At 39.0% G+C, this 25215-nt stretch carries 25 protein-coding genes; 2 read left to right on the top strand and 23 right to left on the bottom strand.

What is annotated here, in order from left to right; all coding sequences use genetic code 11:
- Nucleotides 1-62: 62 nt before the first annotated feature.
- From SCI76_RS17770 to gpr, 19 genes are all read right to left on the bottom strand, one after another.
- Entirely contained in the window at nt 63-1037 is a 975-nt protein-coding gene (locus SCI76_RS17770) for a PhoH family protein (protein WP_033579680.1), read from the bottom strand.
- 3 nt (nt 1038-1040) lie between these two features.
- Nucleotides 1041-2228: a sporulation protein YqfD gene (gene yqfD / locus SCI76_RS17765; RefSeq protein WP_221831989.1), complete on the bottom strand. Its 1188-nt coding sequence runs from the start codon at nt 2226-2228 to the stop codon at nt 1041-1043.
- 16 nt (nt 2229-2244) lie between these two features.
- Nucleotides 2245-2529, bottom strand: coding sequence for a sporulation protein YqfC (yqfC, locus tag SCI76_RS17760; RefSeq protein WP_013059232.1), 285 nt, complete (start codon nt 2527-2529; stop codon nt 2245-2247).
- A 59-nt stretch (nt 2530-2588) separates the two neighbouring features.
- A complete protein-coding gene (locus SCI76_RS17755; protein ID WP_048019738.1) occupies nt 2589-3050 on the bottom strand; it encodes a hypothetical protein in 462 nt (153 codons plus the stop codon).
- Nucleotides 3051-3081: 31 nt separating this feature from the next.
- Nucleotides 3082-4065 carry a flotillin-like protein FloA gene (gene floA / locus SCI76_RS17750; protein ID WP_028411651.1) on the bottom strand — a complete coding sequence of 328 codons (984 nt, stop codon included), beginning with the start codon at nt 4063-4065 and terminating at the stop codon, nt 3082-3084.
- A complete protein-coding gene (locus SCI76_RS17745; protein ID WP_063248497.1) occupies nt 4065-5396 on the bottom strand; it encodes a nodulation protein NfeD in 1332 nt (443 codons plus the stop codon). Before SCI76_RS17745 ends, floA begins: the two co-directional genes overlap by 1 nt.
- Nucleotides 5397-5574: 178 nt before the next feature.
- A complete protein-coding gene (locus SCI76_RS17740) occupies nt 5575-6018 on the bottom strand; it encodes a GatB/YqeY domain-containing protein (RefSeq protein WP_013059236.1) in 444 nt (147 codons plus the stop codon).
- A gap of 15 nt (nt 6019-6033) precedes the next feature.
- A complete protein-coding gene (gene rpsU / locus SCI76_RS17735) occupies nt 6034-6207 on the bottom strand; it encodes a 30S ribosomal protein S21 (RefSeq protein ID WP_013059237.1) in 174 nt (57 codons plus the stop codon).
- A 226-nt stretch (nt 6208-6433) separates the two neighbouring features.
- Nucleotides 6434-7792, bottom strand: coding sequence for a tRNA (N(6)-L-threonylcarbamoyladenosine(37)-C(2))-methylthiotransferase MtaB (gene mtaB, locus SCI76_RS17730; protein WP_221831987.1), 1359 nt, complete (start codon nt 7790-7792; stop codon nt 6434-6436).
- A gap of 5 nt (nt 7793-7797) precedes the next feature.
- Complete coding sequence (locus tag SCI76_RS17725; RefSeq protein WP_033579675.1) at nt 7798-8550, bottom strand: 16S rRNA (uracil(1498)-N(3))-methyltransferase; 753 nt, start codon at nt 8548-8550, stop codon at nt 7798-7800.
- Nucleotides 8551-8569: 19 nt separating this feature from the next.
- Nucleotides 8570-9511: a 50S ribosomal protein L11 methyltransferase gene (gene prmA / locus SCI76_RS17720; RefSeq protein ID WP_028411654.1), complete on the bottom strand. Its 942-nt coding sequence runs from the start codon at nt 9509-9511 to the stop codon at nt 8570-8572.
- Nucleotides 9512-9628: 117 nt separating this feature from the next.
- Nucleotides 9629-10759, bottom strand: coding sequence for a molecular chaperone DnaJ (dnaJ, locus tag SCI76_RS17715; RefSeq protein WP_013059241.1), 1131 nt, complete (start codon nt 10757-10759; stop codon nt 9629-9631).
- Nucleotides 10760-10994: 235 nt separating this feature from the next.
- Complete coding sequence (dnaK, locus tag SCI76_RS17710) at nt 10995-12812, bottom strand: molecular chaperone DnaK (protein WP_014458181.1); 1818 nt, start codon at nt 12810-12812, stop codon at nt 10995-10997.
- A gap of 30 nt (nt 12813-12842) precedes the next feature.
- A complete protein-coding gene (gene grpE / locus SCI76_RS17705) occupies nt 12843-13403 on the bottom strand; it encodes a nucleotide exchange factor GrpE (RefSeq protein WP_028411655.1) in 561 nt (186 codons plus the stop codon).
- Nucleotides 13404-13508: 105 nt separating this feature from the next.
- Nucleotides 13509-14537: a heat-inducible transcriptional repressor HrcA gene (hrcA, locus tag SCI76_RS17700; RefSeq protein ID WP_013059244.1), complete on the bottom strand. Its 1029-nt coding sequence runs from the start codon at nt 14535-14537 to the stop codon at nt 13509-13511.
- Nucleotides 14538-14628: 91 nt separating this feature from the next.
- Nucleotides 14629-15768, bottom strand: a complete 1140-nt coding sequence (gene hemW / locus SCI76_RS17695; protein ID WP_047749825.1) for a radical SAM family heme chaperone HemW — start codon at nt 15766-15768, stop codon at nt 14629-14631.
- 175 nt (nt 15769-15943) lie between these two features.
- The gene (lepA, locus tag SCI76_RS17690) at nt 15944-17767 is read right to left on the bottom strand and encodes a translation elongation factor 4 (RefSeq protein ID WP_013059246.1); all 1824 of its coding nucleotides are present in this window, start codon (nt 17765-17767) and stop codon (nt 15944-15946) included.
- 128 nt (nt 17768-17895) lie between these two features.
- Nucleotides 17896-18231: a YqxA family protein gene (locus tag SCI76_RS17685; RefSeq protein ID WP_028411657.1), complete on the bottom strand. Its 336-nt coding sequence runs from the start codon at nt 18229-18231 to the stop codon at nt 17896-17898.
- A gap of 84 nt (nt 18232-18315) precedes the next feature.
- Nucleotides 18316-19428, bottom strand: coding sequence for a GPR endopeptidase (gpr, locus tag SCI76_RS17680; protein WP_028411658.1), 1113 nt, complete (start codon nt 19426-19428; stop codon nt 18316-18318).
- A gap of 256 nt (nt 19429-19684) precedes the next feature.
- On the opposite strand from gpr, the gene rpsT reads away from it, so the two are divergent.
- Nucleotides 19685-19951, top strand: coding sequence for a 30S ribosomal protein S20 (gene rpsT, locus SCI76_RS17675; protein ID WP_013085065.1), 267 nt, complete (start codon nt 19685-19687; stop codon nt 19949-19951).
- A gap of 34 nt (nt 19952-19985) precedes the next feature.
- Here the strand turns inward: rpsT and holA are convergent, their stop codons facing one another.
- On the bottom strand, nt 19986-21002 hold the full coding sequence (gene holA, locus SCI76_RS17670; RefSeq protein ID WP_099331296.1) for a DNA polymerase III subunit delta: 1017 nt from the start codon (nt 21000-21002) through the stop codon (nt 19986-19988).
- Between the two features lie 327 nt (nt 21003-21329).
- Here holA and SCI76_RS17665 point away from each other — a divergent pair, with 327 nt between their 5' ends.
- Entirely contained in the window at nt 21330-21464 is a 135-nt protein-coding gene (locus tag SCI76_RS17665) for a YqzM family protein (protein WP_013059251.1), read from the top strand.
- A 57-nt stretch (nt 21465-21521) separates the two neighbouring features.
- Here the strand turns inward: SCI76_RS17665 and SCI76_RS17660 are convergent, their stop codons facing one another.
- The 3 genes from SCI76_RS17660 to SCI76_RS17650 all read right to left on the bottom strand — a co-directional run bounded on the left by SCI76_RS17660 (nt 21522) and on the right by SCI76_RS17650 (nt 25175).
- Nucleotides 21522-23813, bottom strand: a complete 2292-nt coding sequence (locus tag SCI76_RS17660; protein WP_221831983.1) for a DNA internalization-related competence protein ComEC/Rec2 — start codon at nt 23811-23813, stop codon at nt 21522-21524.
- Between the two features lie 69 nt (nt 23814-23882).
- The gene (locus tag SCI76_RS17655) at nt 23883-24449 is read right to left on the bottom strand and encodes a ComE operon protein 2 (protein WP_028411661.1); all 567 of its coding nucleotides are present in this window, start codon (nt 24447-24449) and stop codon (nt 23883-23885) included.
- Nucleotides 24450-24539: 90 nt separating this feature from the next.
- Entirely contained in the window at nt 24540-25175 is a 636-nt protein-coding gene (locus SCI76_RS17650; protein WP_028411662.1) for a helix-hairpin-helix domain-containing protein, read from the bottom strand.
- Between the last annotated feature and the right edge of the window lie 40 nt (nt 25176-25215).

Below are 25215 nucleotides of genomic sequence, written 5' to 3'. Positions count from 1 at the left end.
TGTTTGCTTGATTATCCGAAACGTTGACACAAACGTACCCCCTTTACAAAAAATAGACCCTATTAAGAAAGGGTCTTTTGGTCAGCTTGTTCGTACGCTTGAATAATGCGTCCCACAAGTGGATGGCGCACAACATCTGACTGTTCTAGATGAACAAACGAAATACCTTTAACATTGGTCAGGATTTTCGAGACAGCCGCTAGACCAGACTGAGCTCCTTTTGGTAAATCAATTTGTGAAATATCTCCTGTAATCACCATTTTAGACCCAAATCCTAGTCGTGTTAAAAACATCTTCATTTGCGCCATCGTGGTGTTTTGTGCTTCGTCTAAGATAACAAACGCATCATCTAGTGTACGACCTCGCATATAAGCAAGGGGTGCTATTTCAATAACTCCGCGTTCGATTAGGCGTTGCGTATGTTCTGTTCCTAATACATCATGTAATGCATCGTACAGAGGCCGCAAGTACGGATCTACTTTTTCTTTCAAATCTCCTGGCAAGAAGCCAAGACTTTCACCTGCTTCAACAGCAGGACGTGTTAAAATAATACGCTGTACGTGACCATTTTTAAGAGCATTAACGGCCATGACAACGGCTAAATACGTTTTACCCGTACCAGCAGGCCCAATTCCAAATACCAAATCATTTTTCTTAATAGCAGAAATGTAGTGACTTTGTCCTAATGTCTTAACACGAATAGTCTTACCTTTTACGTTTTTACCAATCTCTTCTTCATATACATCTTCAAAAAACTCGAGAGAATTTTTCTTAGCTAATTGAATCGCATACACAACATCTCGTTCAGATATGGAAATATTTTTGCGGATAATGTTCAGTAACTTTTTAAGCATTTCTTCCACTAGCTGAACATTTTCTGTACTTCCGGAGACTACAACAGTCTCACCTCTTGAAATGATCGAGACCTGCATTTCTTCTTCAATTCGCTTTAAATTCGCATCTTGTACGCCAAATAATGAAATGGCTTCGTTTGAATCATCAAGTTGTACGTTAATTGTTACTAGCTGTTCTGACATTCATCAATCTCCTTGAATAATTGGTTGAGTGTTCGCAATATTTTCTATAACTTGGTAATGTATTGATAATCTAACTTTACCATTGTCCTGTTCTTGGTGCAAAACTTTTTCACCTTTTATTTTAGCATCCTCACCTAAAGTTGATAGTAATTTTTTTCGACCGATTTCCAAAGCTTTTTCCACCGCCTCTTGTTTAGAATAGATGCGCTGCGAATTCTGTTCTTCTCGTACAGCAACTTTCTCATACGACAGAGGTAATTTCCATTTTAAAAAATAGAGTGGATGCTCCACTTTTTCTGTCACCTTTGAGCCGTATTTCTCTTTGTTGAAAGCCCAAAGAGGCATTTTAAAAGCTTGAAAATCTAAATAGTGCTTCGTATATCCATTACCCGTTAATACTTGAAAATCAGTTTTTAAAGGCACTTCCACCTCAGACTTATACCATGTTTCACCGTAGACTTTCCCTTTAGCAGCTACTACTTTTTTATTTTTTTCGTTTCCAATAATACCGGAAACTAAGACCTCGCCTTCGTTGACAAAATCATTAACCTTGACTAAAGGTTGTCCTTTTTCGACAAACAAATTCGTAATAATAGCTTTCTTTTTAGCAATTAAATGTTGGTAAGGTGTTTTTTGCTGAGGCTTGGGCTCATTTTTTTCAACCACTTGGAAGTGATAAGAAGTGCCGCGCACTTCTACTCCCACCCAGGTAATATTGTTCATATTATCCGTTAAATAGCGCTGAATTTTTTCAGGACTCTCTAACAGAAATTGAAACTCTCCTCTTTTTACACCTATTTTGGCCAGCTGCTTCGTCATTTGATGTTCTGTTTGTGGTTCTGCACCGCTAATTTCCACTTTCCACACCATGTTGGAAAGCAAACCAAGAATAATAAAAAAAGAAAGAAAACCTAAAGCAAATCCACTATTTTTAATCACTCGTTTTGTTAAAAAAGGAAAACCTCGGCCTCTTATAAAATAAATTTTACAGTCTGCGTTGCGAATTAGTATACGAATTTTCTTTACATCTTTCAATAATATCGTTGCTGTCGCTAGCTGACCGTCAACTTTATGGACATTCGAGATCATAATCTGTTGTCTCACACAATTATTTAAAAAACGTTCAATTCCTTTTCCAACAATTCGAATACGTACGGTACCAATAACAAAGTTTGTCCATCCATTCTTCATTTTTTTCCTCCTTGTGTTATTGTTCTAAATAAAGAACTTGATTGATTTTACCTTCTAAAACCAGTTCTTCTGGCAGTATTACTTTAATGACCAGTCCTTCACCTCGAATTAACATTTGTCCCTGTTTTAGTAACACGCGTATTTCAGTATCAGAAAAGGCTAATAAACCTTTATGATTTTCAATATAAATGTGTATTTGTCCAACTAACGTAATACGGGGAAGATCCATTAATACATCAGCGGGTAGTTCCATTGTTTTTGTCATCCATCTTTTCATTTGGTGTCTCCACTTTTTGCTCATAAAAAGAACCCCCTTTCATCTCATGTTTATGAGAAAGGGGGTTAATGTATCACATCTATTTATCGTTTATATTTACGTTGTTTCGATTTTGGCGGCCCTAGAATTTCGGACCATATCACTCCTTGAACAGCTTCTTTACGAGAAATGGGCTTAAAAACGTTTTTCTCATCAGTTGTTTTTGGTTTTTCAACTGCGATTTTCTTTTGAATAGAAGGTTCATGATACGAACGGTTTTTTAGCTCTTCCAGTTTTTCTTGCAAAGGATTTGTTTCCGCTGAAGGAACAGTTTCTGGCTCCATACGAGCTGTTTTTGGCTCTTCTTTGACAGGGCGATATCTAGGTCTTTCCCGCCTTGAAGGATTGTTTACAGGAGGCATAGGAGCTCTTTTAGAACGCTGCTGTTCTTCCTCTTTTGACTGAGCCATAAAACGCTGCACAACGTTAAAAATAATCCCTCCAATGATGACAAAAATGAAAGCATTATTAATAATTAGTTTAATAAGCGTTTCAACGATATTCATTAGGAGAAAACCTCCTTGTTAAACTGATTCATTATTTCTCATCGTCTTCTTTAGACATTTTTCCAATTGAATCACGCATATCCGTATCAGCAGTCAAGTTTTGAATATTCATATAATCCATGACGCCAATATTGCCAGAGCGCAGTGCTTCTGCCATCGCTAATGGTACTTCTGCTTCTGCTTCTACTACTTTTGCACGCATTTCTTCTACTTTTGCACGCATTTCTTGTTCTTGAGCAACGGCCATAGCACGACGTTCTTCGGCTTTTGCTTGGGCAATATTTTTATCTGCTTCTGCTTGGTCTGTTTGAAGAACTGCCCCAATATTTTTACCAATGTCGATATCAGCAATATCAATGGATAAGATTTCAAACGCTGTTCCGGAATCCAACCCTTTTCCTAAAACCGTTTGAGAGATCATATCAGGGTTTTCCAATACTTTTTTGTGATCTTTTTGTGAACCGATTGTAGAAACAATCCCCTCGCCAACACGGGCAATAATCGTTTCTTCTCCAGCTCCCCCTACTAGTCGATCAATGTTTGCACGAACGGTAATTCGGGCTTTTGCTTTAACTTCGATTCCATCCATAGCCACCCCTGCAATAAAAGGTGTTTCAATAACTTTTGGATTAACGCTCATTTGTACAGCTTCTAGCACATCACGGCCCGCTAAGTCGATAGCTGCTCCGCGCTCAAATGTTAACTCAATATTTGCTCGGTGCGCTGCAATCAATGCATTTACCACGCGGTCCACGTTACCGCCTGCTAAATAGTGGCTTTCTAATTGATTAATGGTAATACCTAAACCGGCTTTACTTGCTTTAATTAACGGGTTCACAACGCGAGATGGTATCACTCGACGAAGTCTCATTCCGACCAGTGTGAAAATACTAATACGAACGCCTGCTGCTAATGCTGAGATCCATAACATAATCGGTACAAAAGTGAAAAAAACAGCTAAAGCAATAATTGCTAGGCCAATAACTACAAAAAACAATACGCTACCTGCTTCCATTAATTAAGGTCCTCCTTTTTCAAAGGCTCTGTGAGCTTCCGCACCACAACCCTTGATCCCTCTACTTTTATAATATTTACTAACACATCTTTGTCTAAATATCCGCCTTCAGTGACTACATCCACATACTCTTCATCGATGAGCACGGTGCCTGAAGGACGCAGCGGTGTTGTTGTTTTACCTTGTTTTCCTATTAATTCATACCGATTTTGATTCGATACATAACCAGATTCGGTATTAAGTGAATCATTAAGCACCATTTTTTTGAAAGGTGTAAGCTTTCTTTTAAAAAATTTCATCATCACAAACGCACCTCCCAGTGCCACCACTATTGCAATTACAAGAGAAATTCCCATTTCGACATTATTATCTGTTGACATAAAAAAACTTAAAATGATAGCTCCAAGCCCTAGCAGCCCTAAAACGCCGCCTGGCACTACAATCTCTAATAGAAGCAGTATAATTCCTGCTATAAATAAAACGAGGGCTTCCATTCCTGCTAATCCTGCTACCATATGACCATAGAAAAATAAAAGAAGTGAAGCTACTCCAATGGAGCCCGCAATACCGAATGAAGGCGTAAACAATTCAATTACAATTCCTAAAGCACCAATAGATAATAAAATGGGAACAACAAGCGGATGGGTAAGAAAACGAGCAATTTGTTCACTTACACTCATTTTTGCATACGTCAGTTTAGCATCTTCATAGCCAAGCACGCTCAGGAGATTATCTAAATTTTTTACAGTTCCTTCTGAATAACCAACTTGCTCGGCTTGCTTCGGAGTTAGCGTCAACAATTCGTTTCCTTTTAAGTTGAGCTCAGGTATGACCATCTTTGTGTTTGCCATCGCTTCTGCATATTTAGGGTTTCGGTTATTTTGTTCTGCTGCGCTCTTCATAGCCGATAACCAGTAGGACTGAGCTTTTTTTCCTGCTGCATTTCCCTGTTGGTCAATCACAGCTGCCGATCCCATTGTAGAACCGGGTGTCATATAAATTTGATCGGCGTTAAGTGCAATATACGCTCCGGCCGATAATGCTTTTTTGTCGACAAAAGCAGCGGTAGGAATAGGTGTTGAGGTTAAGCTTTTAGCTATTTCAGAAGCTGCATCTACAGCTCCTCCAGGAGTATCTATGTCCAATATAATCAAATCTGCACCGTCATTTTCCGCATCTTCAATGGATCTGTTTAAAAAAGAAAGCAGTCCATTTTCTACCGTTTTATTGACAGGAATAATGTGTACACGCTTCACGTCAGCGGTGCTAATAGTGGGGAATAACCCAGTGGCTAAAATAAGAAAGCACACGAAAGAAAATAAGATTTTCACCGAATACACTTCCCTCCTTCCATAGATAGTATGAGTATGTATCTGTATATACGAATAACTTTAACAATAGTTTCAAATTTTTTAAAATTTATCTATTTTATTCTTTGCACTAGAAAAATAAAACATACGTTCGATTGTTATCCATATAAAAAACACCTTACACAAGGTAAGGTGTTTTTTATGATAAGTGTTGAAGGACAAGCTTATTAACAAGAGAGCCATCCGCTTTGCCTTTTACTTTCGGCATAAGCGCTCCCATAACTTTCCCCATATCAGCTTTAGAGGAAGACTGCGTTTCTTCAATCGTCGTTTTAATAATTTCAGATAACTCTTCTTCAGTTAGCTGTTTAGGAGCGTAAACTTCTAAAACCGCTAATTCAGAATGAATTTTATCAACAAGATCTTGACGACCTGCTTTCTCAAATTCATGGAGGGAGTCTTTACGTTGTTTGAATTCGCGAGAAATAACCGTCAACTCGTCTGCTTCAGTTAGGTCAGTGCCTAACTTAATGGCTTCGTTTTGAAGAGATGCTTTGACCATACGAATGACCCCAAGCTTCTCTTTCTCTTTGTTTTTCATCGCTTGTTTCATATCACTATTTAAACGCTCGAGAAGACTCATAAATCCACCCTCTTATTAGAACTTGCGTTTTCTAGCAGCTTCAGATTTCTTCTTACGCTTTACGCTAGGCTTTTCATAGAATTCGCGCTTTCTTGCTTCTTGTAACGTACCAGTTTTTGAAACTGAACGTTTGAAGCGACGAAGAGCATCTTCAAGCGATTCGTTTTTACGAACAACTGTTCTTGACATTCTAATTCCCTCCCTCCGAACAAAACCACTAACATCATAATGAAATGACATGTTAGACATGTCTTTTGCAATTATAATATAATGATTCCTTAAGGTCAACCGCTTTACATAAAGTAATGCAGTTATTCCCCCTTTATTTTATGAACTTTCTTGATAAAACATTACTCGCTCAGCTGTTTTATACGTATGAAAAAAGCTGCGCAAACACGCAGCTTTCCAATAAGTGTTATGAGCTCATTTTCACATGATCTTGAAGATGAACCTCATCTAGCACGCGAACAAACTCACCTTCATTATAAGGATATCCAGCTTTTGAAATTTTCACTTTTACAAGCTTTCCAACCATTTCTTCAGACGCTTTAAACACAACCTTTAAGTAGTTATCAGTATATCCTACATATAAACCACTTTCAGGATCTTCTTTATATTTTTCTTCCGGAATTACTTCCAGTACTTCTCCTTCAAACGTTGAAGCATATTCTTTTGCCAATTGGTTTGAAAGTTCGATTAAACGGTGCACACGTTGATTTTTTACTTCTTCATCAATCTGGTCGGTCATACGAGCTGCTGGCGTACCTGTACGTTTAGAATACGGGAATACGTGAAGCTCTGAAAAACCGTGCTCTTTAATAAAGTTATACGTCTCCATAAACTCTTCTTCTGTCTCACCTGGGAAGCCGACAATCACATCTGATGTAATCGCTAATCCAGGAAGAGCTTCTTTAAGACGGTTTAAGCGCTCGCCAAAGAACTCCATTGTATACTTACGACGCATGCGCTTCAATACCGTATTTGAACCTGATTGAAGAGGAATATGCAAATGACGTACAACCATTTCTGATTGATCTAGTACCTCAATCACTTCGTCCGTAATTTGGCTTGCCTCAATTGACGAAATACGAATGCGTTTTAATCCTTTTACTTGAGACTCTAAATCACGAAGAAGCTGTGCAAGATTGTAATCTTTCATGTCTTCTCCGTATCCGCCAGTGTGAATACCTGTTAACACGATTTCTTTATAGCCTGCATCCACTAGCTGCTGTGCTTGTGCTACTACTTCTTTAGGATCACGAGATCGCATTAAACCGCGTGCCCATGGAATAATACAGAATGTACAGAAGTTGTTACAGCCTTCTTGAATTTTTAACGAAGCACGCGTACGGTCTGTAAATGCCGGTACATCTAGCTCTTCATATACGCGTGTTTTCATAATGTTTCCTACACCGTTAATCGGCTGACGCTCTTTTTTAAATTGTTCAATATACTCAAGCATCTTAACACGATCTTGTGTACCTACTACGATATCAACACCAGGAATGGCCATAATTTCAGCTGGCGAAGTTTGAGCATAACATCCAGTTACACAAATAACCGCATCTGGATTTTTTCGCACAGCTCTGCGAATAACTTGACGGCTCTTTTTATCTCCTGTATTTGTTACCGTACATGTATTAATTACATATACATCGGCAGTTTGTTCATATTCAACACGCTCATAGCCTTGGCCTTTGAACAATTGCCAAATTGCTTCTGTTTCATAGTGATTTACTTTACACCCTAGCGTGTGAAAAGCAACTGTTGACATAATCGTCACCTCATTAACTCAGTTTGATAAGATATAGCAGACAGCGCATATAATGGAGCTGTTTCTGCTCGTAAAATCCGCGGACCAAATCCGCTTATTGTAAATTCATTTTCTTCTAATACTTCTACTTCCTGCTCGGTCAAACCACCCTCGGGGCCTACAACCACAAGCACGGAATTGCCGGGTTTTAAAGCTGAAAGAACAGCATGCAGATGAGATGTTTCTCCTTGCTTTGCTCTTTCTTCATAGGCTACAACTTTATGAGTATAGTCACCGCTAATTTCTACTAGTTTCTTAAAAGAAATTGGGGCTTCTACTGCTGGTACAATCGTACGATGAGATTGTTCTGCAGCCTCTTTAGCAATCTTGTTCCAGCGATCTACTTTTTTTTGACTCTTTTTATCATCCCATTTAACAACTGAACGAGCCGCAATAAAAGGGATAAACCTATACGCTCCAAGTTCTGTCCCTTTTTGGATAATAAGCTCGAGCTTATCCCCTTTAGGCAGACCGTTCACAATTGTAACATGGACTGGAAGCTCTTTTTCTTCGCTTATCCATTCTATAATAGATGCTTTCACTTCGTTAGCGGAAATATTTTCAATTTCACACAAAGCAGCTTGCCCCTGTTCATTACAGGCAATAAACTGTGATCCTTCATTCATTCTCATGACGCGTGAGATATGATGGGCATCATCTTGTATCACTGTGACACTTTGCTCTTGAAATTGATCATTTGGCAGAAAATAACGTTGCATCTTGACACCTTCTCACTTGTTAAGCTTGTTTTTGCGCAATAATTGCTACCCAGTCTTCCATAAGCGTTACTTCTTGAATAACAAAGCCCGCTCCCGTTAACGCTTTTTTGACATCTTCTTTTTTCGCACTAATAATACCTGATGTAATGAACATGCCTCCTGGCTTTAATACCTTTGCAGCATCGTCTACAAAACGAACGATTACCTCAGCTAGAATATTCGCCACAACAATGTCAACCGGCCCTTCTATGCCTTGCAATAAGTTGTTTTGACCTACTGTTACGATATTTCCAACTTGATTCAGTTCAATATTTTCGCGGGCAGAACGTACGGCTACTTCATCAAGATCTAGAGCTTGTACATTACTTGCTCCTAACAGGGCTGCGCCAATACTTAGCACTCCTGAGCCTGTACCCACGTCAATAACGGTATCTCCTGCTTTCACTGTTCTTTCCAATGCTTGAAGAGACATAACCGTCGTTGGATGCGTACCTGTACCAAAAGCCATTCCGGGATCAAGCTCGATAATCAATTCATCTGTGCTTACTTTTTCATAGTTTTCCCAAGTTGGTACAATCGTAAAACGCTCTGAAATTTTCACAGGGTGGTAATATTTTTTCCAAGCAGTGGCCCACTCTTCCTCGTTCACTTCACTGATCGTAACTTTGTTAGCTCCTAAATCAAAGTCGTAAACAAGCAGTCCATTAATTTCTTTTTTGATACCATCCACAGTTTCTGCTAAAAAGCTGTTAACTGGAAGGTATGCTTTAATCACTACACCTTCCTCTGGGTAGTCTTCTACGTTTAAATCATAGATTTCACCAAAAGTTGTATCTCTGTCCTTCACTAAATCAGCAGGATCTTCAATGACTACCCCGCTAGCTCCTGATTCATGTAAAATATGAGAGATGGGTTCAATTGCTTCTTGCGCTGTATGAATACAAATTTCAGACCATTTCATTGCTACCAACTTCATCCTTTCTGCCTTCAGTAATATAGGATTTTAAATATGAACATGACAGATGACAGGTTGGCAAAGTACCTTTACCAACCTGTCTCTGTTTATTATGAAAGACAATTATTCTCCTTTAATTGCTCGTTTTACTTTTGCAAAAAAGGAATCATGCTGCTCATCAACGGCTTCTTGACCGCTCAGTTCAGCGAACTCACGCAATAATTGTTTTTGTTTTTCTGATATTTTTGTTGGCGTTACAACGCGAACGTGAATATGCTGATCTCCTTGACCATACCCTCGTACGTTTGCCACACCTTTTCCTTTTAAACGGAATTTCGTCCCCGTTTGTGTACCAGCAGGAATCTTCAGCTTCACCTTGCCGTGTAGAGTTGGTACTTCTACTTCATCACCTAGTGCTGCCTGAGCAAACGTTAAAGGCATTTCGCAGTAGATATCGTCTCCATCACGTTCAAAGAATTCATGAGTGCGCACGTGGAACACTACGTATAAATCTCCCGGAGGACCACCATTTACCCCTGGTTCTCCTTGAGCACTAACGCGCAGCTGTTGACCATCATCTACACCAGCTGGAATTTTAACATTAATTTTACGTCGTTTTGTTACTTTACCGTCACCGTGGCACGTTGCACATTTGTCTTTAATGATTTTTCCCGTACCATTACAATGATGACACGCACGTCGATTTACCACGCGACCAAACGGCGTGTTTTGTTCAACGTTTAACTGACCTGAACCATTACAGTGCGAACATGTATCAACTTTTGTTCCAGGTTTTGCACCTGAACCGTGACATGTTTCACACGTTTCTTCACGTGGAATTTCAATTGTTGTTTCTTTTCCGAAAACAGCTTCTTCAAAAGAAAGTGTCATCGTGTATTGTAAATCGGCACCTTGTCTCGGAGCATTAGGGTCACGTCTGCGACCACCACCACCAAAGATCGAGCTGAAAATATCTTCAAAGCCGAAGCCGCCAAAGTCTGAGCCGCCTCCACCAAAGCCGCCAAAGCCTTGATTTGGATCAGTATGACCAAATTGATCGTATTGTGCTTTTTTTTGGTCATCACTCAATACTTCATATGCTTCTTTTACTTCTTTAAATTTGTCAGCAGCATCTTCCGCTTTATTAATATCTGGATGATATTGTTTAGAAAGCTTGCGGTATGCTTTTTTTATTTCATCTTTTGTAGCGCTCTTACTGATACCGAGTACTTCATAGTAATCTCGCTTACTCATCAATACTCACTCCCGAATCGTTTCACATAAACGTAATTGTATCATTATTAATAATTCCATAGCAACATAAAAGTTACTTTCTATTGCTCACGTGCACGCAGAGAGCCAAGAGAAAAACTTCCCCTTTCGCTTTTCCACGTTAAAAAAGTCAAAGCCAAGAAATAAGCTTGACTTTGACTTTTTAAAAAGATGTGAATCGCACCATGGCGTCATTCACGTTAGTCGTCAAGATGCATTATTTTTTGTCGTCGTTTACTTCTTCAAACTCTGCATCTACAACATCATCATTTTGAGCGCCTTGTTCACCTGCTTGCTGAGCTTGTTGAGCTTGCTCATACAATTTTACAGTTAACGCTTGAACGATTTCTTGAAGTTCATCTTTTTTCGCTTTGATTTCTTCAAGGTCATTCTTTTCAATCGCAGCTTTTAAAGCATCTTTTGCTTCGTTAGCTTTTGTTACTTCAGCTTCTTCTACTTTTCCTTCAAGATCTTTTAATGTTTTTTCAGTTGTAAACACTAGTTGATCTGCTTCGTTGCGTAGTTCCACTTCTTCTTTACGTTGCTTATCAGCATCTGCGTTTTCTTCCGCCTCTTTTACCATGCGTTCGATTTCGTCATCTGATAAACCAGTTGAAGATTTAATTGTAATCGCCTGCTCTTTGTTTGTACCTAAATCTTTTGCACGAACGTTTACGATACCGTTCTTATCAATATCGAATGATACTTCGATTTGAGGTACTCCGCGTGGTGCAGGAGGAATGTCTGTTAATTGGAAACGTCCTAGCGTTTTATTGTCTGCAGACATTGGACGCTCACCTTGAAGAACGTGAATATCTACAGCCGTTTGGCTATCTGCAGCCGTTGAGAATACTTGTGATTTACTTGTTGGAATTGTCGTATTACGCTCAATTAGCTTTGTAAATACGCCACCCATTGTTTCGATACCTAGTGATAAAGGCGTTACGTCTAGTAATACAACGTCTTTTACATCACCAGTTAATACGCCACCTTGAATTGCTGCACCAAGTGCAACTACTTCATCAGGGTTTACACCTTTATGAGGATCTTGACCAGTTTCTTTTTTGATTGCATCTTGTACCGCTGGGATACGAGTTGAACCACCAACTAAGATTACTTTATCAAGTTCGCTTGCAGAAAGACCTGCATCTTTTAAAGCTTGACGCACAGGGGCCATTGTACGTTCAACAAGACCTGCTGATAACTCGTCAAATTTAGCACGTGATAAAGATACTTCTAAGTGAAGAGGACCAGCTTCTCCAGCAGTGATAAATGGTAAAGAAATTTGTGTAGATGTTACGCCTGATAAATCTTTTTTCGCTTTTTCAGCCGCATCTTTTAAACGTTGAAGCGCCATTTTATCTTTGCTTAAATCAACGCCGTTTTCTTTTTTGAATTCAGCTACTAAATAGTCGATGATTACTTGGTCAAAGTCGTCACCACCAAGGCGATTGTCACCTGCAGTTGCGCGAACTTCAAACACGCCGTCGCCAAGTTCTAGAATAGATACGTCAAACGTACCGCCACCAAGGTCATAAACTAAAACTGTTTGATCTTCATCTGTTTTTTCTAATCCGTATGCAAGCGCTGCTGCAGTAGGCTCGTTAATAATACGCTCTACTTCTAAACCAGCAATTTTACCAGCATCTTTTGTTGCTTGACGCTCAGCATCATTAAAGTAAGCAGGAACTGTGATAACAGCTTTTGTTACAGGCTCACCTAAATACTCTTCAGCATAACCTTTTAAATGTTGAAGAATGATAGCTGACATTTCTTGAGGCGTGTATTGCTTGCCTTCAGCTTCCACCTTATGGTCTGTACCCATATGACGTTTAACTGAAATAATTGTGTTAGGGTTTGTAATAGCTTGACGTTTCGCTACTTCCCCAACTTGACGCTCACCGTTTTTGAATGCCACAACTGATGGCGTTGTACGGTTTCCTTCTGGATTTGGAATTACTTTTGGTTCGCCGCCTTCTAATACAGCGACACAAGAGTTAGTTGTACCTAAATCGATACCAATGATCTTACTCATTGACAATGACCTCCTTCATAATATGTAGTGTTATTGATTCACTTTAACCATCGCAGGGCGGATGATTTTATCTTTTAATTTGTAACCTTTTTGAAGCTCTTCTACTACCGTGTTCGGTTCGTATTCATCGTCTTCTACTTGCATCACTGCTTGATGCTCGTATGGATCAAATGTTTTCCCAACTGACTCAATTGCTTCAACACCTTCTTTTTGAAGTGCCTCTACCAATTGACGGTATACCATTTCTACACCTTGTAGCACAGATTTGGTTTGTTCGTCCGCTGTGTTAACTTGTAATGCACGTTCAAAGTTATCAAGTGCTGGTAAAATATCCGCAACCAATGATTGAGCACGGTATTTTTGAGCAGCTTCTGCATCGAGACGTGAACGACGACGGAAATTATCGAAATCAGCTTGTAGACGTAAGTAGCGATTCTCTTCTTCTTCAAGCTGTTGCTTTAATTGATCATTTTCTTGTTGAAGAGGGTTTACTTCCTCAGACGCTTCAGCTTCAGTTGCTTCAGCAGCTTCTGTTTGAACTTCTTCAACCACTTCTTCGTTTTGTTCTTCTACTTGCTTTTCGTTTGACAATTCATTCACCTCCCTTAAATGTTTACACACATTTTCACATTTTAAACAACGATTTTTATTTTATCACAGGGAAAGGATGGAAGTAATATATTCCACCCGATTCCTTTATTCTTTATACAAGTTTGTTAACACTTGAGACATATCTGATGATAGCAGTGTAAGCAAACTAATCACACGCGCATATTCCATGCGGGTCGGTCCCAGTATAGCAATTGTGCCGAGCTGTTCGTGACCAAAAGAATAACTAGCTGTAATTAAGCTGCAGCCTACCATTTCATTCAACTTATTTTCATGACCAATTTTCACGTGTATGCCAGCCTCATTTGGGCTTAGCAGCTTATAAAACTGCTGCTCATGTTCAATAATGTTGAACAGCCCGCGAATTTTATTAAGATCATGAAATTCCGGCTGAGCAAACATATTCGTTTTGCCGCCAACTACTAATTTGCCATTCATGTTGAGCTTTAATGCATCATTGAGTATATCCATCGTCTGCTCATACCCTTGAATGTGGCTTTTTAAGAGCGTCGCTACTTCTTTGTACATTTTATCATGTAAATCAGTAATGCGAACGCCGATGAGCTTTTCGTTCAAAATGTTAACCATCTTTTCAATATCGGAAGGTTGAATACTGCTCGGTAACGTAATCGTCCGACTTTCAACGTGTCCTGTATCAGTCACAATAATGGCAACAGCTGACTGAGCCGTTAAAGGTAAAATCTGCAGCTGTTTTAACTTATGGCTGACCGCTTTTGGCCCTAGCACAATGGACGTTAAACTCGTTAAATCAGATAAAATTTGCGCTGATTTTTGAACGAGCTGCTCCAGTTCTACAATGCGCTCAGCAAATACCGAACGTACTGTAGAAACATCGCTTGCTTTCAAGTGCTGCGGGGACACTAGGTGATCAACATAATAACGATAGCCTTTCTCAGACGGAACGCGCCCTGAAGAAGTATGAGTTTTTTCAATAAATCCAAGTTCTTCTAGGTCTGACATCTCATTACGAATCGTAGCCGAACTAAAATTAAACTCTTCTTTCTTAGATAATGTTCGAGAGCCTACCGGCTGCGCAGATCGAATGAAATCATCAATAATGACTTGTAAAATTAATAACTGTCGATCAGTAAGCACGCTTCATCACCTCTGTTAGCACTCTAAAACTCTGAGTGCTAAATCTAATAATAAATTACCAAATCACTATAGCGATGTCAACGATTTGGTATTAGATTATCCCAATAAAGGCTTGAAAAACTTCATTCCCCAAAAATCGACCATTATGTGTTAAAAAGACGGAGCTATTGTCTTCACCCAAAAGTCCTTTCTCTTTGTATTCTTGAATAGGTTCTCCAAATACATCTTTTAATTCTCGATTGAATTTTTGCTTAAACTCCTCTTTTGAGACTCCTTTCGTTTTACGAAGACCCAAAAACATTTCTTCTTCCATTTTTTCAGCCTCGGTCACGCTCACTTCATTAAGATATGCATTTCCTTTTTGCTCGACTGAATCAATGTACTTTTTTAATGGTCCAATATTTGCTCGTCTTATTCCGTCAATATAGCTATGTGCGCCTGCACCAATTCCGTAATAATCGTCGTTGTTCCAATATGTTAGATTATGAATACTCTCGTAGCCTGACTTTGCGAAATTACTGATTTCATATTGATGAAAACCTTGTTTGTCCATTTCTTTCATAAGCAGCTCATACATAGCTGCTTCTTCTTCTTGAGCAGGCAGCGGCAGCTTCCCTTTATTCATTAAATTATAAAATACCGTTTTAGGTTCAATAATTAACGAATAGGCAGACATATGCTCTACCTCTAATGAAAAAGCGGTTTGAAGCGTAGAAGAAAAATCAGCTACCGTTTGTTCCGGCAAGCTATAAATTAAGTCTAAGCTTATATTCGACATTCCAATCTTTCTCGCTTGCTCAATACAATCAAATACCTGCCTATTTGAATGCACACGTCCAATTTTCTCCAATAACCTTTCATTAAACGTTTGTACACCAATACTTAAACGATTCACGCCATAGTCATGGAGAAGCTGAAGCTTTTCTTTTGTCAATTCATTCGGATTCGCTTCAAATGTAAACTCACCTTTCTCATCATAAGGAAGATACATACGAATGGATTCTAAAAAATACTCCAGCTGCTGTTCATCTAAGGCTGTGGGCGTTCCACCCCCAACGAATATCGTGTTCAAATTGGTCGTTGGATAACGTTCGACTGTTTGTTTCATTTCTTCTCGCATGCTTTCCAAATACGGCATAACGGGCTGATTTTTGAAAAACACTTTATTAAAGTCACAATAGTGACAAATATGATGACAAAACGGGATATGCAGATATGCTGCCTTCACCATGGACTTTCACCTCAATCACATTTATAAATGATAAAAATACCGCAGAGTCTCTCTGCGGTATTTTTATCTATGTTCGTTCACACTTATTTACAGCGCTCAAAACTCTTTACTATCGTATCAGATTCGCTTCATTTTCAAAACTAATTTGACATGTTAAATAATAGAATTTCAGCTATTAATCTTCGTCCATGCGAAGCACAGCCATGAATGCTTCCTGCGGTACTTCAACAGAACCGACCTGCTTCATACGTTTTTTACCTTCTTTTTGTTTTTCAAGAAGTTTACGTTTACGAGAGATATCTCCTCCGTAACATTTTGCTAAAACGTTTTTGCGAATGGCTTTAATTGTTGAACGCGCCACAATTTTTTGACCGATTGCCGCTTGAATCGGCACTTCGAACTGTTGACGTGGAATAAGCTCTTTAAGCTTTTCTACAATGACTTTACCACGATCATAAGCTGAATCTCTGTGAACGATAAAGGACAGCGCATCGACCGTTTCACCGTTTAAGAGAATATCCATCTTCACAAGCTTCGAAGGCTGATATCCGATAAGCTCGTAGTCAAACGACGCGTAGCCTTTTGTATTTGATTTTAGTTGATCAAAGAAATCATATACAATTTCAGCCAGCGGAATTTCGTATACAATACTCACGCGATTAGCATCCAAGTACTGCATATCAATAAAGTTGCCTCGCTTCTTCTGACAAAGCTCCATCACAGCACCAACATAATCGTTTGGTACCATCATTGTGGCCTTCACATACGGTTCTTCCACGCGTTCAATCTTTTGTGGGTCCGGCATATTAGAAGGGTTATCTACAGACAGATGAGTCTCGTCTGTTAAATATACGTCATAAATAACGCTTGGAGCTGTTGTAATTAAATCAATTTTAAATTCACGCTCAATACGCTCTTGGATAATCTCCATGTGAAGCAGTCCTAAGAATCCACATCGGAAACCAAACCCTAAGGCCTGAGACGTCTCTGGCTCAAACTGAAGTGCAGAGTCATTTAGCTCTAACTTTTCTAGTGCTTCACGAAGATCGTTATACTTCGCTGTATCAATCGGATACAGTCCGCAGTATACCATTGGATTCAGACGACGATAGCCAGGAAGAGGTTCACTTGCTCCGTTTTTGGCAAGAGTAATCGTGTCCCCTACTCGCGTATCTCCAACATTTTTAATAGCTGCTGTTAAAAACCCTACGTCGCCAACAGAAAGTTCATCTTTAGCAACGGCTTTTGGCGTTAACACACCTAGCTCCGTTACCTCAAACTCTTTTCCTGTTGCCATCATTTTAATTTTGTCGCCTACTTTTACTCGTCCCTGTACGATACGAATAGATGCAACTACACCTCGGTATGCATCATAAAATGAATCAAAGATTAGCGCTTGAAGCGGTGCATCTGGATCCCCTTCAGGAGCAGGAACTTTTTCAACAATTTGTTCTAAAATTTCTTCGATTCCGATTCCTGCTTTAGCTGAAGCTAATACAGCTTCCGATGCATCTAATCCAATTACGTCTTCAACCTCTTGGCGCACTCGCTCTGGCTCTGCGCTCGGCAGGTCAATCTTATTAATGACAGGTAAAATTTCAAGGTTGTTATCAAGCGCTAAATATACGTTTGCTAGTGTTTGAGCTTCAATACCTTGAGCTGCATCTACTACTAGAATAGCACCTTCACACGCGGCTAAACTTCGCGACACTTCATATGTAAAATCGACGTGTCCCGGTGTGTCAATTAGATGAAAAGTATACTCTTCTCCATCTTTTGCTTTGTATTGAAGCTGCACAGCATTTAATTTAATGGTAATTCCACGTTCACGTTCTAAATCCATCGAATCTAAAAGCTGAGCTTTCATTTCTCGCTGTGTTAACGCATTTGTTTTTTCTAAAATACGGTCTGCTAATGTTGACTTACCGTGGTCTATATGAGCAATAATCGAAAAGTTTCTGATTTTCGATTGTCGTTTCAATCTTGCTTCTCTATCCATATTTTTTTCACTCCTACTGAAAATCGGCAAAATACACTAAACTAAATTATAACAACACATTCGTCAACATTCAATAAGCATTCCATTGGGGATTTTTCCATACAAAAAAGCAGAAAGAGATTCTGCTTTTAATTAAGAAGATGATGGATAGCCTTAAAAGCTTTCCCTATTGTACTTTTCACGCCTTCCGCTAGACTTTGACCTAGCGAGGAGAAAAAGTTAAAAGCCTTTCGTTTTTCTAAAAGCTGCTGTTTTTCATCAATGTTCACAACTTTTTTTGAACCTAAAACAGCAGCTTCCACCTGACCATCTGACGTTTTAGACACATTAATAACATGTTCAATCGAAGGATCATTATATCCCTTCATTTTAATCAGCCCTTGCTGAGCCGTCTGCATTCCTAAAAATACGACGAACAGTAAAAAAATAGTTAGCACTACTGATTTTAAAGTAAATTTAATCATATTATTAGGCCCCTTACTTCTTTATCTTCTGTAGTACTAACCATTATGACTATATTCTGAAGAACTCATTCATCTAAAAGCGTATTAATGAGTATATGCCCCAAAGTTCTCTTGGTCCACTTCATGATGCAAAGCAGCGTTAAGTCCTCCTGCAACTACATTAGCCATATCTTCAATAAACATATCCACTTCTTTTGGTGTAACCATCAAATTATGACCTAAAGGTGCAAGCACTTCATGAATAAGACGTCTTTTTTCTTCATCGGGAAGAGTGCCAATCATACCGAGGTACGTTTGACGCTGCTCTTCATTGGGTAAATCATCCTCCGTGAGCTTCTTTTTTTCTCCAAACGTCATACCGGACGGAAGCAGCGACTTAGACGGCTTTCCCTGCTCTTTCATTTCTCGGCCGAAATGTTTTAAGATAAAGTCAATTGTATCGCTTGTAATGGACACAGCGTCCACCACCGTTGGAATACCTATTGCAATAACTGGAATGCCAAGTGTTTCATAACTGATTTCTTTGCGCTTGTTTCCAACCCCAGACCCAGGATGAATACCTGAATCTGAAATTTGAATGGTAGCATTTACCCGTTCAATCGAACGAGCGGCCAGCGCATCGATTGCAATAATAAAATCCGGATTCACTTTCTTTACAACGCCAAAGATAATATCACTTGTCTCAATACCCGTCATTCCCATTACTCCCGGAACAATGGCGCTAACGGGTCTAAAGCCATCTTGCACGCTTTCAGGCTGTAACTCAAACAAATGTCTTGTAATCAACAAATTATCTACTGCCTTTGGTCCAAGCGCATCTGGTGTCACACTTAAGTTTCCAAGACCCACTACAAGACAGCTAGCATCATCTGGAATGTTGAGGCTTTTAATAAAAAAATTCAGCTCTTTAGCAAATACTTCTTCCATAGCCTCTTGCTTTTCAGTATCCTGCTCGCGAATGCCTACCGATTCAAGGGTTACATATCGGCCTTTTTTCTTACCGATTGCTTCTGCGCCCTCTTCCGTAATTTCTACCATTGAAATTTTGACACCTTGTTCTTCTTTTTCTTTTACAATTACGCCGTTGATTTCTGACTGGTTATTCGGTTTAGGCTGATTTTCTAACGCTATGTCTTTTGCTTCGACAGCTAGATCCGTGCGCACGCTATATTGACTTAAATCAAGTTCTTTTTCCATTTCTTAACCTCCTAGACAATCTTTGTTGAAATTATTGTCACCGAGGACTGGCAGATTCATGCATTTAAGAAACGAAAAGTAGAAGGAAGGGCGCAATATCAGCTACAAGCTTTTAAAGAGAGGTCTGTCAGATAAAATTCCTTGTCAAGGCTATTGCATTCTGTCCTTGTGTTTGATAAAATATCTTTTGTTCTTATTGTGAAGAATGTCGAGTTCTATATAATCTCGATTGTTATCATTTCGGGAGGTGAAACGGATGCCAAACATTAAATCAGCTATCAAACGTGTAAAAACTACTGAAGCTCGCCGTGCTCATAACATTCAAGCTAAATCAGCTATGCGTACTGCAATCAAAAACTTTGAAGCTTTAGTTGAAAACAACGATGTAGATAACGCAAAAGCAGCATTTGCTGTTGCTTCTAAAAAATTAGACAAAGCCGCACAATCTGGTCTTATCCACAAAAATGCTGCAGCTCGTCAAAAATCTCGCTTAGCAGTAAAACTTAACGGTTTATCTGCATAATTGAGACAAAAACGATCCCATTAGGATCGTTTTTTTATTGCGCTCTTTTTAATAAAAACAGCTGTAAAATAAGCGCTTTATCCATTTTCCCCGTCTTCATTTCATAATCTGCCTCTGCTAAATCCTTTAAAATTCCTTTAAGCTGCTGTTCCTCAAAACTTCTGCTCTGCTGCAAAGCGATTTTCACACGAAACGGATGAACCTTAATCGTTTGAGCAATTTGCTGCTGACCGTACCCTTGACTAGACAGCTGCTTCGTATGATAAATTAAACGAAACTGCGTCGCTAACAAAGATAAAATTTTAATAGGCTCTTCGTTGTTACGCAGCAAATCCTGATACATATTTAAAGCGATAGAAACCTTTCGCTGAATAACAGCATCAATAAGCGTAAATACGTTTTGTTCAAGCGTTTTTGCCACAAGCTTAAGCACCACTTCTTTTGTAATGACTCCTCCTTGTCCAACGTATAACACCATTTTTTCAATTTCATTTGTCACGAGCGTTACATTAAGCCCCACAAGCTGAATAAGCAGCGTTTCAGCATCTTCATCCATATTCACTCCATCTTTTGAAAGCAAATTATGAATCCACTGCTTCATTTCTTTTTCACCAAATTCGTTCGCTTCGATGTAAGCTGCTTGTTTTTTTAATAATTTTGTTATTTTTTTTCTTTCATCCAGCTTTTCATAAGGGGCTAGAAGAATTAACGTTGAAAAAGACGGGGGCTGTTCGACATATTGCTGAAGTTTTGCCAGATCATGCTCAACTTTATCTTTTGATTTTTCAGCCGTTAAAAATGCTGCATTTTTCGCAACCACTACACGCTTGTCTCCTAAAAAAGGAAGCGTTTCAGCATCTTCTAGAACTTGATCAATCGATGTCTCTTCTAAATCGTATAGGGACAAGTTAAATTCTTTATCTTCTTCATTCAACGTATAGTCGACGATTTTATCTCTAATCTTTTTACTCATAAATGCATTAACCCCGTGTATTAAATAAACGGGGGCGATATTATTTTTGGTAATACTTTTTAAGCTATCAACTGCCAACGTATATACGCTCCTCTTTTTTTATTCATCTATATTGATTATGTATAGTTACTGATAAACAAAATACAATTTCTATCGTAAAGGTGTTATGAGTTTTTGGCAACAATACAAAAGGAATTGTCTTAAAACGACAATTCCTCAGTTTATGATAAACATCAACAATATAAGCCCTAGGTTACTTATTTGTTAATGATTAAACCCTTATCTCTATTTTCTCCTCATGCTCATAAAGTATAGTTGTTAACTGTTGTCAGTTTGTGAAAACGCTTTTAAATTGTCTAGATTTTTAAAAAAAGTTAGATTATACTGTAAACAGGAGGGGTGTTAATGAACCAATTTGAAGAAAGTGTCCAAAGTAAACGCAACGACGCTGTCGATTCTGCCGTAGGATTTGGTGTTTCATTTGGCTTTTTCACTGCCTTATTTGTTATTGCAACTGTGATTCACTACTTGGGTTCGTAAAATTGCTTCAAGGCTGCTTCTTAGCAGTCTTTTTCAGTTCGTTTTTCTTACTATAGACTATGGAAGTTGCTGCGAAAACGTTCCTGACTTTTTTGTAAATTCATACATTACCCCACCATCTTCATCCGTTCGGTAAATATACACCCCGTAGCTTTTCAGAAGCTCTAATATTTCTTGATGAGGATGACCATAACGATTTTTTTGCCCCGCTGAAACAAGCGCTACTTTAGGGTTTAAATGTTGAACAAACTCTTCTGAAGTTGAGGTTTTACTGCCATGATGACCCACTTTTAATACATCTGCTTTAAGGTTGGGAAAGTCTTTCAATATTCTTTGTTCTCCTTCCTTTTCTAAATCTCCGGTGAATAGCCATCTTAAATTTCCTAACTTAGCGTCTATTACAATTGAGCCGTTGTTGCTCGTTTCTTCGAAACCTGTCGGAGAAATAACCTGAAATAAGACACCTCCTTCTTGCCAGCTATCTCCTTGTTGAACAATTTGAACAGGCACGCTTTGTTTTTGAGCAGCGATCACCAAGCCAGTCTCTACGTCATTTAATTCGGCTTTTTTCCCAAGCACCAGCTCTCCGACAGCCACTTGTGAAAATAAATGCTGTGCCGCCCCTGCGTGATCATAATCGCCGTGTGTAATAATCATTTTATCTACCTTTGTCATTCCTTTTGAATGCAAAAAGGGAACAAGTACGTCTTCTCCCACGTCAAAAGAAGAACGGCGTTTTTGCCATGGTTCTTTTGGAAATGAAACGGTTCCTCCGGTATCGATCATATACACGCCTTTTCGATAAGGAAGCTCAATGATAAAGCAGTCTCCTTGTCCTACATCGACCATTGTGACCGTTCCTTTTGGATTCAAATAAGGATACATACATTGTGCGGCTAACAATGCCGCAAGAAGAAACATATAGCGAACGAAAAATTCCCCTTCTTCGACCGCCACAAATAAAGCATAAATGCATAGGTACATGCCCAAAAACAGCAAAATGTGGGGTTTTCCCGTTACGAAATCAGCGGGAATCCACTCAAAAAAATCAAGCAATTTTTCACAAGCAAGTAAAAGAACATGAAGAATTTGCTCCAGCAATTCACTCACTCCCGGCAAGATGATACGAACAAAAAGAATGAGCAAACAAAGAGGTAATACAACAAGAGAAAACAACGGTACAAAAACCATATTTAATGGCAAACTGAGGAGAGATACTCCATAAAAATAGTACAACAATAAAGGAAGTGAACTGACTTGTGCAATCGCTGAAACAGCCATGAGCTGGCTGAAAGAAGAATGAAAACGAGGTAAAATTGTCTGACTCGATAAAATCAAGGCAAAACTAACGGCAAAAGAAAGCTGAAATCCTACATCAAATAAATAGTACGGTTTGAAAAGCAGCATGCTCATAAAAGCAAGGCTGATGCTATCAACCAAAAGAATTTTTCTTTGTATTTTTATCGATATAAGCATCAGCATACTCATAAAAACAGCTCGGACAACTGAAGCGCTGCCACCGGCCAAAACCATGTATACAGGAAGAAGCAAAAGTAAAAGCGTAATGGCTCGCTCGCGCGTTATTCCAATCCGAATGAGCAAATAAAAACACATCGCTGTCAGCAGTCCAACATGAAGACCTGATATGGCAAGCAAGTGTATTAAACCAAATTGCTGATAGCGCTTGATACTCTCTTCTTCGATCCCAGTACGCTCGCCGTAAATTAGTGCCTGCATAAATCCAGCGCCTGGATCCGACATGTTTTGTTGAATATAATTAATTCCTTTTTGACGAATAAAGGTAAGGTACGTAAGTGGAGTTAAGGTGGGGAGCTGGCATTTTGCCAAATCAAGTCTCTTGACGTTAAGCTGCCAATGAATAGACTGATGGTATAAATATTGCTGATAATCAAATGCATGAAGGTTGCGAGCAGATGAAGGAGAAGTTAATTGCCCTGCTAGTTGACAAACTTGATGAATCGTTAGCTTTTCGAGCTGCTGTTTCTCTTCCAGCGTTTTTAGTTTATAAAAAGCTATGACTTCTTCATTTTGAACCGTAAACTTAAAAGTAAGCTTGTCGCCGTCACTATGCGGAACAGATGAAATTTCGCCTGTAAAAGTAGAAGATTCAGCTAAAAGAACCGTTTTGTTATGGTTATTTGCCTCAGCTAATAGGTAGACGCACAAAACGCTCAACAGTGTAGAAGCAATAACCACTTTCCTCGGACATTGTAGCCATTGAAAAATGAAAAGCACGATTAGCAAAAACAGGCTTACAGCGGAATGATTATCATATACATATAAGGCTAGCATCATGCTAAAAGCACAGTAAATATAATATCCTTTCACTTTTAGCTCCTTTCTTCCTTAAAAGAAAGAGGCTTCTTACTGTTACCAAGTAAAAAACCTCTTTTACCTTTAATTTGCCGTAAACAAAGCGAGAGCTTCACGCTGTAAATTCATCACTTCTGCTTCGTCAGCTCCGCTTTTTTCTAAACGAGCGAGAACATCCGTTACAAATTGAAGCTTCTCTTTACTTTTTAAGTCAATGATTGCTTCATCAAGTTCAACTTTTGCTGTTTTCACTCCCGCCTGTTCAAATAACTCAACAGCATACGGATGATTTTTGTAATCATTAGCATAATATACTGTTTTAATTCCCGCTTGAATAAGAGCTTTACAGCAGTTTAAACAAGGAAAATGCGTGACGTATACTTCCGCATCTTCTGTCTTCACACCAAACTTAGCACACTGCAAGAGTGCATTCACTTCTGCATGGACAGTTCTTACACAGTGGCCATCAATTACATAGCAACCTTCGTCAGCACAATGCACGCCTCCGCTGATCGAACCGTTGTATCCTCCAGCTATAATACGTTTATCACGCACCACTGTAGCTCCAACAGCCAGACGTTCACAAGTGCTTCTTAAAGCTAGCAAATGGCTTTGTGCCATAAAATATTGATCCCATGAAATCCGGTTCATCTCATTCCCTGCCTTTTTATTTAAAACTGAATAATGATACTTTTCTCTTTCATAGTGTAGCGTTTTTTTTCCTTTTTCGTCAATAAGTCTCTACTGTACCGTAATTTGAGCTTTGATTTTTTCTAGCGACTTCTCGCCAATACCTGATACTTTTCCCAAATCCTCTACTGTTTGAAACAAGCCATTTTCCTCTCGATATGAAACGATGGCACTGGCTTTTGAAGGTCCAATGCCATTTAACGTTTGCAGTTCATCAGTGTTCGCTGTATTGATATTAACAAGGGGCTGATCATTTGAAGTTCCTGAGGAAGAAATTGAAGAAACTGGAGACGAAGGGGGGATTTCTTCTCCAGCAGCTGGAATATACACAGCCATTTCATCTTGTAGCTTGCTAGCTAAATTGAGCTGTCTTAAGTCCGCTTCTTTCGTAGCGCCTCCGGCTTGTGCTAGAGCATCTTTTACCCTTGCATCTTTCGGGAGCTGGTATACACCAGGCTTCTGAACAGCTCCTTTAATATCCACCATCACAAACGGGGAATCTTGGCTTGAAATTACTTGATTAGACGACTCTCCTTCTTTTTTTGTACCAGAAGATTCTGCCTTGATTATATCTGAGGTTTGAAGAGAACTTTCCGGTTTCTCTCCTCCTGTTCGATAGATATAAAAAGCCAACCCAACTGCTAAGCAAATACACCCAATTAGCCATTGTTTTTTTGAAAAAGTCAACTTGTACACTCCTTTGAATTTTGAAGTAACGTCATAAATT

The sequence above is a fragment of the Priestia sp. HNGD-A6 genome (genome assembly GCF_045784335.1).
Lineage (GTDB): Bacteria > Bacillota > Bacilli > Bacillales > Bacillaceae_H > Priestia > Priestia zanthoxyli.
Note: the sequence above shows the minus strand (reverse complement) of the source record. Positions and strands in the feature narration are given on the sequence as shown.